Annotated in this window: 11 protein-coding genes and 1 pseudogene; 9 read left to right on the top strand and 3 right to left on the bottom strand. The window is 69.5% G+C overall.

Annotated features, from left to right (window positions below):
* The first annotated feature begins 1 nt into the window (after position 1).
* From Sri02f_RS01175 to Sri02f_RS01150, 5 genes are all read left to right on the top strand, one after another.
* Entirely contained in the window at positions 2–343 is a 342-nt protein-coding gene (locus tag Sri02f_RS01175) for a PadR family transcriptional regulator (protein WP_108999168.1), read from the top strand.
* Entirely contained in the window at positions 340–1,296 is a 957-nt protein-coding gene (locus tag Sri02f_RS01170) for a hypothetical protein (RefSeq protein WP_108999167.1), read from the top strand. The genes Sri02f_RS01175 and Sri02f_RS01170 overlap by 4 nt, the downstream gene beginning before the upstream one ends.
* Before the next feature lie 94 nt (positions 1,297–1,390).
* Positions 1,391–2,314: a phosphatase PAP2 family protein gene (locus Sri02f_RS01165; protein ID WP_108999166.1), complete on the top strand. Its 924-nt coding sequence runs from the start codon at positions 1,391–1,393 to the stop codon at positions 2,312–2,314.
* Positions 2,315–2,936: 622 nt separating this feature from the next.
* Positions 2,937–3,404 carry a hypothetical protein gene (locus Sri02f_RS01155; RefSeq protein WP_159106635.1) on the top strand — a complete coding sequence of 156 codons (468 nt, stop codon included), beginning with the start codon at positions 2,937–2,939 and terminating at the stop codon, positions 3,402–3,404.
* A gap of 285 nt (positions 3,405–3,689) precedes the next feature.
* Positions 3,690–4,412, top strand: a complete 723-nt coding sequence (locus Sri02f_RS01150; protein WP_307721017.1) for an oxidoreductase — start codon at positions 3,690–3,692, stop codon at positions 4,410–4,412.
* A gap of 386 nt (positions 4,413–4,798) precedes the next feature.
* On the opposite strand, the gene Sri02f_RS01145 is transcribed toward Sri02f_RS01150, so the two are convergent.
* On the bottom strand, positions 4,799–6,442 hold the full coding sequence (locus tag Sri02f_RS01145) for a flavin monoamine oxidase family protein (protein ID WP_108999163.1): 1,644 nt from the start codon (positions 6,440–6,442) through the stop codon (positions 4,799–4,801).
* A gap of 500 nt (positions 6,443–6,942) precedes the next feature.
* Here Sri02f_RS01145 and Sri02f_RS01140 point away from each other — a divergent pair, with 500 nt between their 5' ends.
* The 3 genes from Sri02f_RS01140 (at position 6,943) to Sri02f_RS01130 (ending at position 10,079) form a co-directional block, all read left to right on the top strand.
* Entirely contained in the window at positions 6,943–7,992 is a 1,050-nt protein-coding gene (locus Sri02f_RS01140) for a lytic polysaccharide monooxygenase auxiliary activity family 9 protein (RefSeq protein ID WP_108999162.1), read from the top strand.
* A gap of 277 nt (positions 7,993–8,269) precedes the next feature.
* A complete protein-coding gene (locus Sri02f_RS43990) occupies positions 8,270–8,623 on the top strand; it encodes a helix-turn-helix domain-containing protein (RefSeq protein WP_218029820.1) in 354 nt (117 codons plus the stop codon).
* Between the two features lie 568 nt (positions 8,624–9,191).
* Positions 9,192–10,079: a YceI family protein gene (locus Sri02f_RS01130; RefSeq protein ID WP_108999161.1), complete on the top strand. Its 888-nt coding sequence runs from the start codon at positions 9,192–9,194 to the stop codon at positions 10,077–10,079.
* A 7-nt stretch (positions 10,080–10,086) separates the two neighbouring features.
* On the opposite strand, the pseudogene Sri02f_RS01125 reads toward Sri02f_RS01130, so the two are convergent.
* Positions 10,087–10,277, bottom strand: a pseudogene (locus tag Sri02f_RS01125) (deferrochelatase/peroxidase EfeB); the annotation flags it as partial.
* A 136-nt stretch (positions 10,278–10,413) separates the two neighbouring features.
* Positions 10,414–10,941: a Pycsar system effector family protein gene (locus Sri02f_RS01120; RefSeq protein WP_108999160.1), complete on the bottom strand. Its 528-nt coding sequence runs from the start codon at positions 10,939–10,941 to the stop codon at positions 10,414–10,416.
* Between the two features lie 204 nt (positions 10,942–11,145).
* On the opposite strand from Sri02f_RS01120, the gene Sri02f_RS01115 reads away from it, so the two are divergent.
* Positions 11,146–14,349, top strand: a complete 3,204-nt coding sequence (locus tag Sri02f_RS01115; protein ID WP_108999159.1) for a CHAT domain-containing protein — start codon at positions 11,146–11,148, stop codon at positions 14,347–14,349.

Below are 14,349 nucleotides of genomic sequence, written 5' to 3'. Positions count from 1 at the left end.
CATGACCAGACGGAACCCGCCCTTGACGGAACCGCAGTACTTCATCCTTGCCGCGCTCATGGATGGCCCGTTGCACGGTTACGGCATCATCAAGGCTGCCGAGCGGGCCACCGACGGGCGGCTCCGGATCGCTGTCGCCACGCTCTACGGCGCGCTGGAGCGGATGGAGCGGGCCGGGCTGGTGGCCGCCGGCCATGAGGAGATCGTGGACGGGCGGGCGCGGCGCTACTACCGGCTCACCGAGGACGGCACCGAGGCGCTCGGCCGGGAGGCGCTGCGGATGCAGCAGGCGGCGGCCGTCGTCATCGGACGCGCGCGGGATGCCGGAGCGGCCCCGGCATGAACCGTCTGCTGCTTGCGGCCTATCCCAAGTCCTACCGTTCCCGGCAGGGCAAGGAGTTGCTGACCTGCCTGACCGAGGCATATCCCGGCCGCTCCTGGCCCCCGCCGCGGGAAGTCGCCGCCTTGGTGCGCGGCGGCGTGCAGGCCCGCGCCCGTGCCACCGTCGACGACACCACTCGGCCGTGGTGGCTGGACGGCATCCACCTGGCCGCCCTGGCCCTCGCTGCGCTGGCGCTGGTTCCGTACTTGCAGGACGTGTGGCACTGGGCGCTGCACATCGACCCCCGACAGCACGCCATCGCCTTCCACTTCTCCGGCTGGTATCCGTGGGCCGGAGGTCCCACGCGGATACGGCTGCTGCCCTACGGGCTGCTCCCGCTGGGCTGCCTGATCGCTCTGCTGCGTGGCAGAGCGTGGATCGCGCTGCCGGCCGCGGCGGCCATGATCTGGGCCGGCGCCACGACCCAGGGCCGCACCCTCTTCGGCAGCGAGGGCAAGGCGGGCTTGAGCTACTACGGTCTTGGAGCCCCGATAACGGCCCGTGACCTGGTGCTCTCGGGGGCGCTGTGCGTCGGGTGCGCCGTGCTGGCGCTCTGCCGACCCAGCCGCCTGCGACGCCGCTCCTACCGTTGGCTGGCCCCCGTCGTGCTTGCCATGTTCATGGCCGGTGGCCTGCACATCATCTCCGTCAGTCCGGCCTTCCAGCGTGGCTTGTTCGTCCTCGAAGTCACCGCGCTGCTCGGCGCGTGGGCGGCGACGGCAGCCACCGGCGACCACCGGTGGCTCATCCCCGTCGCGGCGGTCGCGATCGTTCGCACGCAGGCGATCGTCGTCCAGCCGGACGCGTTCATGCAGTCCCTGCCGGACCTGGTCGTTCTCCTTCTCCTGATCGCACCCCTCCCCGCCCTGGCGATCACCGCCCAGCGCCGACAGGGACAGGAACTCCCCGAATAGGAGCGGACCCGCGGTGGGCCGACCGAGCCCGGCGGCCCACGTCGTGCCCACAAGACGTGTGTGGCCTAACCCCCTCAACGGAAGAAACAGAGCGATGACCCAGCACGATTCTCCGACCCTGCCCGAGCACCCTCCGGGGGCCTCAAGGCAGGCCCCCGAGGCCCCCGACGTCCCCAGCCTGTCGCGTATGACACGGCCGTGGATGCCGGCTCTGCTCTACACCCTGGGGTTCCTGACGGTCTACCTGCTCGCCATCTGCACCCCGTGGGGGCAACGAGCTGAGAACGCCCTGTTCGGTCTCGGTAAACAGGGCGGCGAAGAAGCATGGATCTACCCCCTGTCAGGATCGGCCTACGGCTCGACACCCCTGCCGCCGTTGGAATTGAGCGCCAAGCCCACCGTGATGGTGGGCCTGGCCGTCATCGTGATCCTCACTCTGGTGCGGCGGTGCTGGCGGCAGGGGTGCGCGGCGCTCGGGGTCGTCATTCTCACGACCGTAGGCAAGGAGGTGCTCAAATCGACCATCCTCCCCCGCCCCGATCTGGTGGGCGCGCCGGAGAATCTCCTGGATCAGGGTTTCCCCAGCGGGCACACGGCCATCCCCGCCGCGCTGACCCTCGCCGCCGTCCTCGTGGTTTCCCCTCGCATCCGCCCCTACCTCGCCACGGTTGGTGTGCTGTGGCTCGCCTGCATCGCCGCCGCCAGCGCGACCATGGGCGGCCACCGGCCCAGCGAAGTGCTGGGAGCCACACTGTTGGCCTGTGCCTTTTACGGCCTCGCAACCTGGCTGCTGCCGCCGACCGCCGCGCCAGGGACCACGCGGAGCCCCCGTGCGCTGCCCGTCATCACCCTGACGCTGGCGCTGGCCGTCGCCCTCGTTTCCGGCGCACGGAACGACACCCTCACCAGGTCACTGGTCTCCGCGGCGACGGCCTTCATATGCGCGGCCCTGGTCTGGCACGCCGCAGCCGGGCGGCCCGCACACACCGCGCGCCGCACAGGCCCCGCACTGGACTGACCACCCGGCCGACTCCGGGAACCGGCGCATCTTGGCAAAGCGGCGGCCCGCACTGCACCCCACGCAGCTGGAGCAGCCGTTCCTCGGCGCTCTCGATTGCCCGGGTGATCGGTGTGCGCTGTTCGGCGGGCGCCACCGCCCGCCACATCCTCCTTGAGCCGGGCGCTGTCCTCTCCTTGCCCAGCACCTTCAGCTGCCCGGCGACGGTCGCGCTCTGGTGCTCCTGACGCAGCCACCAGGAACCGTCGTCGTGCTCAGGGGTCCGCCTGCGCCGCGGCGCAGGCGGATGCTGCCCCTCCACGAGGTCAGCGGGCCGCCGTAGTCGGTCGCGGCCAGCGGCCCCAGCCACGGCCGGCCGACCCGCTCGCCGAGCCTGCGGCGGAACATCCCGTCGGCGGGCAGCGCCCGCAGGCTGTCCGGTGCCGCTGTCGGCCCACGCCGGCTCGGCCATGGCGGGGTCCAGCAGCGCGTCGGCCGCCACTTCGGGAGGGCGGCCGCGTTCCGGTCCAGGATCCGTCATCGCTGCGGCTCTGTCCCGGTGTTGCCGGCGGCGGCCTGGTGCGGGCGGCGCGGCCAGATGACTTCGCGTTCCCGGGCGACGGTCTGCTCCTGCCGTCGGGCCATGACCGCGTGTGCCGGCGTGAACACTGTCTCCGGTTCTGCTCCGGCCCGTGCTGCCCGCCGCGCCACCCCCGCACCGTTGCTGCGCCACCGCGACCTGCTCGGCCGGGTGCACGCCCACGCGACCTGGCCGCCCCCGGTCCCCCGCGGCCGGGGGCCGGCCGTCAGCCTGGCCTCGCTGCAGGCCGACCTGCCGTCGGCCGACGCCCGCACGGCCCGCTTCGCCGCCCGCGTCCGCCGCCTCGAAGCCCGCCTCAGCGAGGTCCTCGGCGAGCAGGTCTGGCGCGAGGCGGGCATCGGCGGCCCCGACGACACCGAACAGCTCCAGGCCCGGATCACCACCCTCGAACAACTGGTCGTCAACCTGGAGCTCAAGCTCCAGGACCAAGCCGACCACCCGGCCGCCGCGCGCGCGGCCAACCGAGAGCTCATGTCCCAGCTCAACCGCGATCCGACCCGCCGGGACTGAGAGCGCAGGTCAGATGCCTCCTCGGGCACTCCTTGATGCCGGCGAACTCTGGGGGGCAGGGAGGTATGGGCGTGAAGCCGCAGGCTCCCGGCCGGCCGGTCGTCGCCGGGGCATCCTTGCTATTCGCTCCGCCCGCAATGGCATGATGAACGTAAGTCATGCGATCGTCATTCAATGGGACGGAGTCTGTGATGGCGACTCATCGGCCGGTAGCACTCGTGACGGGGGGCGTCATCGGGGATCGGCGACACCACCGCTCGCGCCTTCGCCGCAGCCGGGTTCGAGGTGGTCGGAACCGGACGGAACACCTCGAAACTCACTCCGCCCGCCGACGTGACCTTCCTCGACCTCGACGTGACCAGTGACGAATCCGTCACCGCCGCCGTCCAGGAAGTGATCGAACGGTTCGGACGGATCGACGTCCTCGTCAACAACGCCGGTCTGGGCTCGGCCGGCGCCGTCGAGGAGAACTCCGTCACCCAGGCCCAGAACCTGTTCAACCTCAACTTCTTCGGTATCGTCCGCATGACGAAGGCCGTCCTGCCGCACATGCGCGCCCAGGGTCGTGGACGCATCGTCAACCTCTCGTCAGTCCTCGGCGTCATCCCGCAGCCCTACATGGCCCTCTACGTCGCCGCGAAGCACGCCGTCGAGGGCTACTCCGAGTCCCTCGACCACGAGGTACGCGAGCACGGCATCCGCGTCCTGCTCATCGAGCCCGGCTACACCCGCACCGCCTTCGATGCCAAGGCCGTACAGCCCGACACCCCGCTGCCGCTGTACGCGGAGCGGCGGCGTGTCTTCGACGAGGTGGTCGCTGCGGCTATGAAGGCCGGCGACGACCCTGCCGTCGTCGCCAAGGAGATCGTCAAGGCGGCCACCGCCCCGAGGCCGAAGCTGCGCTACACCGCCGGACCGCTCGCCTCACGCATCACCACCGCGCGACGCCTCGTCCCCGCCGGGATCTTCGACAAGCAGATCCGCAGGTTCAACCGGATGCCCGGCTGACGACGCACCCGTCCCGTCGACCCGCAGCGCGCGCGAGAGGCGCGTTCAGCTCTGACGCGTAAATTGACGGCGAGCGTGGCAAGTTGGATCAGACGGCGTCAGGTAACCCCGAAGGAGCGAAGGCCCGGCGAGTACGCCACCCTTCAGGTCCGCAACGGCCAAGCAAACAGGGCTTGCCGCCGAAGCGCGATAGTGTGCTGACCGCCCGGCAGCGGACACCCGACCCCCTTGGTGAGTAGATCAGCGAGGTGCTGCCCGGGATGGTGCACGTCTCTGGGCGGCCCGCTGGTCGTCCGAACGGGGACCTCGGGTCGGACTCCACGGAAATGACCTGGCTGTCAGGGGGCGGCGGGGCCCGGCTGCTGTGGACCGGGCCCCGACCGTGTTCAGAGTCCTTGCGTCAGGAAGACGGCGTCCGGGACCTGGACGGTCTCGGGGGCGGTGCGGGGGAGGAGGCCGAGGATCTGAGCGACGACGTACTGTGCCGACATCATGGCTCCCTCCTGCCAACCGGGCAGCGGTGATGCCTGGTCGCCGACGACGTAGAAGCGGCCGCCGCCCTCAGGCTGCAGAAGCTGCTTGTAGGCCACCTGGTGGTCGGGGTCGGCCGGGTCCCAGTCGGCCCAGCCTCCGAGCTGGTGGGGCACCTTGTGCCAGGCGATGGTCACTCCCAGGTCCTGAGGCACGGTGGTCTTCTCCTGGAACTCGCGGTGCATCTGTGCGGCGCCGTCCCGGGCCAGGCGCAGTCGGTCGGCCGGCGCGAGTTTGCCCATGTCCTGGGCGTGGTCGCCGAAGTTGTACGCCCCGGTGAGGGTGCCCGCCTTGGAGAAGTAGTCGTTGGACGGGTACCAGAACTGGGTGATGGGGTGGTCGGTCCAGCTGATGCCTCCGTAGATCTGGTGGTGGTCGTCCTCCCAGAACCGCCGGTTGGCCTGCCAGCCGACCTTGCATGTCGGCGCGAAACCCACCGCTGTCATGGCGTTGCGGAACCCCGTGGAGAAGCCGGTCAGCGTGAGCTGCTTCAGAACCGGCAGCGGGATGTTGCTCACGCAGTAGTCGGCCGCCGTCGTCAGTTCCTGTCCGCCTGCGCGGTAGGTGACGCCGACCTTGTCGCCTGTCAGGTCGACCGAGGTGACCTCGGCCTCGAGTTCGACGCTCACGTCGTACTCGGAGGTGATCCGCTCGGTGAGGGCGTGGACGATCTTGTCCATGCCGCCGACGGGCTGGAACATCGTGGCCTGCCACAAGTAGTCCACCGGCTGGTAGAACCTGTACTTCCAGAACTCCGACTGAATCAGTTCGGCGAGGGGCAGCGGGGGCGCGGGCCGGGGGAATTCGTGGACGTCGAGGGGCTCGTCGTAGCCGGAGCGGGTGGAGCCGTGGTACTCGCCTTCCTCGTCCAGGTCGCCGAACTTGCGCAGCAGGTCTCGCAGCAGTCCGGTGAACTCGTCGCTCTCGGTCAGGGTGGCGGACAGGAGCGCGGCGAGGTGGCCGCGAGTGTCGTTGGCGATCCGCCGGTTGCGCCAGGGCTGGCCGGGCGGGTTGTGTCCCGCGCTGTGCAGGACGTTCGCCGTCGTCTCCATGATGTACGGCTCCAGAGACACTCCGAGGTCGGTGCAGTAGTTGAGGACTCGGCGGTGGTGGTACGGGATGCGGCCGGGGCCGAGGTTGAGGTACAGGCCCTTGTCGAACGAGCAGGTGTGGGTCAGCACCGGGCTGTTGCCCTCGCCGTCGAGTTCGTACAGCTTGTCGCCCTTGCGGGCGGTGCGGTTGCGGCCGCCGGTGCGGGGCTGGGGCTCCAGGACCGTGCACCGGTAACCCAGCTTGCCCAGTTCGTAGGCAGTGGTGAGTCCGCCGACGCCTGCGCCGAGGATGAGTACCGACGGCTCCTCGCCGGCCGCCGCGCGTGGTGCGGCGGCGAAGTCCGGCGCGGCGCCTTCGCCGGAGCTCAGCGGGCCGGCGAGGCCGGACATGGCGCGGTAGAGCGACTGCGCGGCGTCGGAGGGGGTGGCGGACGTGCGTGTACTCATGGCTCACCTCTCGGGTCGGACGGGAAGGTGCCGCTCCCGGTTCGTCTGGCTCCTGTGGGATGTGCGGTGAAGAAGCCCGTGGGACCGGCCGCGGGATGGCTCCGAAGGAGACGAGACCTGGCCATGAAGTGCCACGCGAAGTACGAGTTCGGCCTGCGCAAGGGTCCTTCCCGGTCCGTCGCAGGCGGACGCCCACCGTCCGGGTGAGCACACGGAACGGAAGTCGGCGCACGCCGGCGTGCGCCCGCGACTGCCGGCGCGCGCCGGACGACTTTCGAGGAGCCGTGTGCGGCCGGGAGGAGGTGACTGCGGTGCCGGCACGGTCAGGAGCGGTCCGGAACCCCGGACCGAGCTTCAGAGAGCCCCTGCATGCCACCTGTGGCTCACCGCACTTGCGGCATATGCCGTCGTAAATATTCTGATTAGTGGCCATAAGGGTGGTTCAGCGTGTGGTTTCGCGCTGGACCACCCGATTCTGTGCGACTGGAGGAGTTCCCAAGATGCAGCAGCCTCACCCGGCGGACCTGCGCGCGGTGGCGACCTACCGCGATGACGGTGATGTCAAGCTTGAAGGCATCTCACTCACCTGGCGGATCGGCGCGAACACCCCCGACCAGGGCACCACGGAGCCGTCCGACTGGAACAACGGGCGCCCCGACTACCCCCACCACTACGAGGTGTGGCTGGACGGGCGTCCCGCGCAGACGGTGGACCTGTACTGGGCGACCTGGTACCCGCACTGGCAGTCGGCCAACCGGCACTGGGTGTCCCTCGGAGAGACCCCCGCCCGCGAGTACCGGGTGAAGATCCGGGCCCGACACGCCGACGGCGCCTGGGGGCCGTTCACGGATGAGGTCACCGTCGACACGTCCACGTCCACGCCCTACAACGCGCACATCCCCGCGCGCGCCGAGGAGCGCGGAGAGGGACGCCGGGAGCGGCACGGGAGCCTGGAGTTCCCGGCCAGCCGGGCGATCCGGGCGATCCGTGACGAGGACGACGCGCCGATCTGCCAGAAGGCGCGCGAGTTGAACACCTCGACCACCTGGCAGGAAGTGGTGCCTCCCGGCACAGCCGGCAACCCGCCGTGGAACGAGGCCCGCGGGTACCTGGAATACCGCAAGTTCTTCCAGGGCGCCAACGTGGCATCAGCGGCGAATCCAGCCTTCCAGGGTCTGGACCTGGCGGGCGGGGACGGCCTGGGCGACTGGCCGACCAGCACGCTGGAGGCCGTCGACGGTCGGCACACCTTCACCTACAACTACCGGCAGAACCACATGGGCCCGAAGTGGACACACCAGTGGTTCATCACCACAGAGGACTGGGACCCGGCCCAGGGAATCTCGTGGGACGTGCTGGAGCCGACGCCCTTCATGGTCGAGTACCACGGCGGCGGCACACACGCCGACCAGCAACTGCACTACACCACCGAGGCATTGGCCTCCCGGCGGGGACGACACGCCATCGTCAACATCTGGGGCGGCGGCGACGCCGGACACGACTTCAAGGGCGAGTTCTTCGTCAGCGTCTCCGACGTCGAATTCCGTTAGGTCCGCGCTGCGCGCCCACCAGTCTCGCGGACCAGCAAGTCGTGCTGCCCGGTGGTTGTCCACCATCGCCGGCAAACGATCCAGGTTCGGTGTCAGAGGACCACCTGCCTGACGATCACGGCTCGGCGATGGCACCCAGTGGAGTGTCACACCGTCGACTTCCGCCACACCTCTAGTGTCCTGCGCCAGTAGTTGATCATCAGAAGTTGTATGACTTCCGTGGCTGGTGCGTCAGTCCCTCGTCGGGGCTGGAAGCTGGAGCCGTTGCTGCTGTCTGATGACGAGCGGGCGGTGTTGGAGCGGTGGACGCGTCGAGCGACATCGGCAGGGCCTGGCCCTGCGGGCGCGGCTTGTGCTGGCGTGTGCCGGACCGGAAGCGCCGCCGATCGTCGCGGTCGCCCGAGAGTTGCGGGTGACCGCGGACACGGTCCGCAAGTGGCGGCGGCGCTTCCTCGCCGAGCGGCTGGACGGGCTGGCCGACGAGCCGAGGCCGGGCCGGCCGCCCACATCGGCGTCGATCAGGTCGAAGCGATCGTGGTCGCCACGCTGGAACAGCTGCCGAAGAACGCCACCCACTGGTCGAGGACATCGATGGCCGAGCACAGTGGTATGGCCTGACGAGCACTCTTGATCAACTGTACGACAGGAGCCCGCGAACAACGCCAGCGACTGAGAGCCACCGGAAGGCAGGCCGCTGGCAACCGCAGAACCCCTGCATGGGCCAGTAAAACCATTGAGATAGTGATCGTGTGTCACGAACAGCTTCCTTTGACGTAGCGCAGCGGAGCTGATGAGACAGGCAGTCACTGAGACAGCTGAACTGTTCCGAAGCTGCGTTTCACGGGCGCCCACCACGCCGTGGACGCCGTGTCCGTACGGTGCAGCTGACGCGACGCGAGTGAACATCGCCCGGAGATTGTGTGAGCAAAGGCGCGCGCCGACGAGGCCGCGGCGTGCCCGTGCAGCCGGGCATCGACCGTGGTCGCAGGGGGTCGGGGCACCCCTGGCCCCGCTGAAGCACCAGGTGGGGGCTCGATTGCCTGTGCGAAGTTACTTCCTCGAACCGATCTATGCTGGCGCCGAGCTGCGCAGGGTGTCGGCCGATTGCCTTTCCTTCTAGCAGTTTTGACAGGAGCGGGGCGCGCCACCGCTCGTAGAAACGTTCGTACAGGGACACGCGAAAATTGATCAGGCACTTGTTGGGCAGACGAAAAATCGCGAACCAGAAGAAGGGCGCGCTCGCCGGCCTCTCGGTGCCGCAGAGTGCGGGCCTCCTCAGCTTCCGCGTCATCGACCCGGTGGGTGAGCCCGTGGTGCAGGCGCAGTACGCGCTGAACGACAGCCAGGGGCGCAAGGTCGTCGCAGGGGAGACGGACCCGTACGGCTGGGGCGTCGTCGTGGTCCCCGTCGGCGAGTACCGCATGTCGGTCTCGGCGGACGGTTTCGCCGCGCACCTGGGACACGCGTCCGTGCGAGAGGGGGGTGCGCCCGTTGCGCTCGGCGACCTCACCCTGCATGTCGCGCCCACGCTGCCCCTACCCGAACCGGGCGAGTGGGAGATCGAGGCCGCGCACACCCGCATAGGCTTCACCGCGCGCCACATCGGTCTCGGCCACGTGTACGGCGGCTTCGGCAACTTTGCCGGGGCCATCAGGGTCGGCAGCGACATGGAGCACACCGCGATGCACGTCGTCATCGACGCGGCATCGATCGACACCAACGTCAAGATGCGTGACAACCACCTGCGGTCCGGGGACTTCCTCGACGTGGAGAACTTCCCGACCCTGGAGTTCTACAGCGACCGCTTCGTGCACCGCGGCGGCCAGAACTGGGTGATCACGGGCGGTCTCACCCTCCACGGGGTGACCCGCACGGTGACCCTCGACGCGCAGTACAACGGCGTGCGGGTGGGCATGGAGGGCGAGACCCGCGCCGCCATCCACGCCACGACCGAACTGCACCGCGAGGACTACGACATCAACTGGCAGACCATGCTGGCGCGCAACATCGCCGTGGTCGGATCGAACATCAAGGTCGACCTGGACATCCAGCTCGTCCCCAAGGGCACCGAGCTGGAATTCAAGTGACGCAGAGGCGAACTCCGGCGAGGCGGATGTGGGCGTCGGGGGAATCGCGCTGCCATGCGGATTCTTGGCGTAGTTGGGGACGTCGGTCTCCTTGGCGCCGTCCAGCGGGGCACCGGTGTCCTTGCTGCGGCCGAACATTCTCTCCTCCTTGGAGGAGGAGCCCCGGTCCCAGAACTCGACGAGCATGCGGATGATCCGTCAGCGCGCACAGCGCCGCAGCGGGGGCGTGCACCCTGGCTTCCCATCCCCAAAAGTGCACCCGAGTTCGCCACCGGAACCGGATCGAGGCGGCGCGGAAGCGGGGCGCGCATCCGGATCACGACGGTGTCGGTCCTCACGTGTGAGTCGCCCTCAGCGTCGCGGCGACGGCGATGGCCGCCAGGGCGATCAGCAGAAGCGCGACACTGCGGCTCACCCAGCTGTACTTGCGGCGCGCCACGAGCGCGTTGGCCCAGATCTGGTCGGCGATCGCGGTGACGAGCGCTTCCTCGTCCCGCAGCAGTCCCGTCAGCCGCGCGCGGTAGGCGGCATGGGCCCCTGCGTACCGCCGCGCTATGTGATCGTAGTGCAGTGGGCTGTCGGGTGCGCCGGAGCCGCGTAGTCGCGACCGGGGCCACAGGGCCATTCCCGCGGTCAGCCCGGCCGCCAGGGTGCACAGCGCGCCCAACGACGCAGCGGCGTCGAACCAGGCGGAGCGATCACCGGCGCCGGTCACCAGGGTGTAGAGGACACCACCGAGAGCAGCGGCTGCCGCCAGGGTTGTCGCCGCCTTGGCCTCGGCGTGCTTGGTCCACTCCCGGACGTTCTCCAGGATGCGCCATACGTGGTCGGCGCCCTGCTGCCGGCACCGCGAGGGCGTCACCCTCGTACTCGTGACCGTCGTCCGTGCTTGTGTCATCGTTCCCCCTCCGCTCCCGGATACGGGCCCGCGCCTCGCCTATCGTTTCCAGCACATGCCTGGTTCATGCCCATGTGACCACTGACAAATCGGATGCTCCGGTCATAGAGTGGCTCCTGCTTGAGCTTCCAGGGGGGAAGCGGAGCTGAGGCCACTCGGGAGACCGCGTTGCGCGATCGTCTGCTGCACTCTCTCGGCGACCGGCTGCGGAAGGCGGACCGAGGTGACGTGATGCGCGTCCTGGAGCCGGAGGCGCTGCTCGACGCCGTCCAGCTCTTGGCCATGGCCGTCGACGAGACGGGCACCGCCGCGAACCACTGTTGCGACATCGAAATCGCCCACACCCTCGGCCGGTTGCACTGGTACCGCTGGCGCCTGCTGCCGACCGCACTGGGGCACACCGATCGGGAGCGGGCCCTGGCGCTCTTCGCCGGGCTCCAGCGCATAGCACCCACGCTCGTACCGGCCGTTTTGCGCGATGAGATCGCCACCTACGCGGGGCCGGTCGTGCCGATCGTGGCGGACCATGTCCATCCGGCGCGCCGGGCCGCCAGGATCCAGGACACGGAAGGTGACTTCGCCGAGGCCGTTGACCTACTGCGTGCGGCAGCGGCGGCAGCCCCCGCTGAAAGCCGGGACCAAGGGCTCCTCCTGTTCAAGCTGTGCGGGATGCTGCACAAGGTATTCGCCCGCAACGGGTCGCTGCCGGACCTGGAGTCCGCTGTCGCCGCGGGGCGCCGGGCCCTCGACGTCCTTGCATCCGACGAGAAGGCGTGGATGATCCGCTCCGACCTGGCCCTGGCTCTCCTGTCCCGCTTCCACGCCACGCAGAACCCGGCCGACCTGAGTGAAGCGGTCACTCTGCTCCGGCAGAGCCAGTCCGCCGCCCCGGGAGCCGACTCCCGGTCCGCCTGGTTGTTGGCTCTGCTGTGCTCCTGTCTGTTCCGTCAGTACACCGTCTGCGGGGACCCGGCCGTGCTGGAGGAGGCGATAGAGGTCGGCCTCAGGGCACTGGCCCTGACGGGCAAGCGTGACGAGCACCTCGGGTTCCTGCTGGACGACCTGATCGGGGCCTCCCAGGAGAGGTACGCCAGGCTCGGTGACCTGGCCGACATCAACGCCGCGTTGAAGCTGGCCCGCGAGGCGCTCGGCCTGGCAGAGCCCGGGAGTCGACACCATGGCCGGCTCGGGGTGCGGGTGGCCGTCCTGGCGCGGAGCCGGTTCGTGGGATTCGGCCAGGTGAACGACCTCGAAACGTCGGTCACCATGCTGCGGAGCGGCGGGAGCCCGTCGGAGAGCGAGGACGAGCGCGCCGACCGCCTTTCGGAATTCAGCGCCTCACTGATGGTGATGCACAGACACCTGCGCGGCGACGGAACTGAAGTTCTCGACGAGGCCGTCGATGCCGGGCGCGAGGCCGTCAAGGCCGCGACAGAAGCCAACCCCATGCGGTGGGACCACTTCGCGAACCTGGCCGCTCCCCTGGCCCTGCGCGGCGAGATCGTCCGTGACAGCGCCCTGCTGCACGAGGCGGCGCAGTTGTTGACCCTCGCCCTCGAACTGTGCCAGGACACCCCACAGCGTTGCCGGTTGCAGCTCAACCTGGCCGGTGCGCTGGAGCGCCAATGGGACCTGCGCGGCGACGAAGCCGACCGTACCTCTGCGATCGAGGCGCTCCGGAAGGCCGCCATGGTCGTGGACGCCCCGCCCCACGAGCGCATCGAGGCCGCGCAGAGGTGGGGAAGGCTCGCCACCGATGCCGGGCGGGTCGAGTCCGGTCAGGAGGGCTACGCGAGTGCGCTGGACCTGCTGCCCCTGCTCTCCTGGCCGGGACTGGACCAGGTCAGCCAGGAGCAGCGGTTGATGCGACATCAGGGCCTGGCGTCCGACGCGGCCGCCGCCGTCCTCGTCGCTGGAGACAGGGAACGCGCGCTCACCATCCTCGAACACGGCCGGGGCATGCTCTGGACGAGACTGATGCAGATCAGGGCAGATCTGACCGCCCTGGAGGAGTTCCATCCCGAGGTGCGGGCGCGGCTGGCCGCGCTGGGCGCAGACCTCGACCCGTCGACGGATCGGGAGATCCGCGCCACGGGCGTAAGGTTCCGGTCGGTGGCCGACCGCGAGCGCATCCTTGCGACACGCCGTCAACAGCGCACGGGAAAGCGCATGGCCACGGCGCGGGCGTGGGAGGCCACGCTGGACTCCTTACGCGCGTCACCGGGCTGGGAGCACTTCCTCCACCCTTCGGACACAGCACGGCTCCGGGCCGGTCTGCGGCACGGACCGGTCGCGTTGATCAATACGAGCGTGCACCGGTGTGACGCCCTGATCGTCCACGCCGACCGCATCGATCTCGTACCACTGCCGGACCTCTCCTTGTCCGACGCGATCACACGGACCGACCGGTTCATCGCCGCGTTGACGGAGTGGGAGAACGGTGACGCCGGGGCCGACACCGTCGATCCGGTGATCGGCGCGACGTTGCAATGGCTGTGGGACACCATCGCCGAACCGGTGCTCGCCCGCCTCGGCCACCTCTCGACGCGCGGCGGCCCGGACAGCCTCCCACGTCTGTGGTGGTGTCCCACCGGGCCCCTCACCGTCCTCCCGCTGCATGCGGCCGGCTCTCACCGCGGCGGTGGCCATGGGTCCGGCGGTTCCGTGCTGGACCGGGTCGTCTCCTCCTACACACCCACGTTGAACGCCCTCAGCCGGGCGGCCGCCCCTTCCCCCGCCACACCGGAGAGCAGGCGACTGCTCGTGGTAGCCGTACCCCACGCTCCCGGCAAGCCGTCCCTGCCACGGGCGGTGCGGGAGGCCGAATTCCTCGAGTCGTGTTTCGTCGAGCGGCACACCTCCCTCCTCGGCTCGCAGGCCACTCGTGTCAATGTCCGGCAGGCCGTCACGCGGCATGCGTGGGTGCACTTCGCCTGCCACGGGGAGCAGAACGCCTCCCTGCCGATCCTGGTCCGCCATGAGGGGCCGCACGCCTCCGGTCCGCTGAACAGCGGTCTCGGACTCCACGACGGACTGCTGACGGTCGCCGACATCGCTGATCTGCGGCCCGAAGACGCCGAGTTCGCGTTCCTGTCGGCCTGCAAGACCGCCCTCGGCGGAGGCGATGAGGGCATCAACCTCGTCAACGCGATGCACCTGGCCGGGTACCGTCACGTGATCGGCACGCTGTGGTCCGTCCCCGACCCCGTGATGGGCAGGCTGGTCAAGGACTTCCACCACCGCTCCTCTTCCGACGGACGATTCCGGCCGGACACCTCCGCCAGAGCACTGCACGCAGCCGTCCAGAACCTGCGGCAGCGATACCCGGAGCACCCCAGCCGATGGGCCCCCTTCGTGCACACCGGTCCCTGA

The organism is Streptomyces rishiriensis, assembly GCF_003112535.1.
Classification (GTDB): domain Bacteria; phylum Actinomycetota; class Actinomycetes; order Streptomycetales; family Streptomycetaceae; genus Streptomyces; species Streptomyces rishiriensis.
Note: the sequence above shows the minus strand (reverse complement) of the source record. Positions and strands in the feature narration are given on the sequence as shown.

Excerpts from the sequence above, each read along its gene's own strand:
- Sri02f_RS01140 (WP_108999162.1), top strand. The coding sequence starts at position 6,943 with ATGCAGCAGCCTCACCCGGCGGACCTGCGCGCGGTGGCGACCTACCGC.
- Sri02f_RS43990 (WP_218029820.1), top strand. The coding sequence starts at position 8,270 with ATGACGAGCGGGCGGTGTTGGAGCGGTGGACGCGTCGAGCGACATCGG.
- Sri02f_RS01175 (WP_108999168.1), top strand. The coding sequence starts at position 2 with ATGACCAGACGGAACCCGCCCTTGACGGAACCGCAGTACTTCATCCTT.
- Sri02f_RS01165 (WP_108999166.1), top strand. The coding sequence starts at position 1,391 with ATGACCCAGCACGATTCTCCGACCCTGCCCGAGCACCCTCCGGGGGCC.
- Sri02f_RS01155 (WP_159106635.1), top strand. The coding sequence starts at position 2,937 with ATGACCGCGTGTGCCGGCGTGAACACTGTCTCCGGTTCTGCTCCGGCC.
- Sri02f_RS01170 (WP_108999167.1), top strand. The coding sequence starts at position 340 with ATGAACCGTCTGCTGCTTGCGGCCTATCCCAAGTCCTACCGTTCCCGG.
- Sri02f_RS01145 (WP_108999163.1), bottom strand. The coding sequence starts at position 6,442 with ATGAGTACACGCACGTCCGCCACCCCCTCCGACGCCGCGCAGTCGCTC.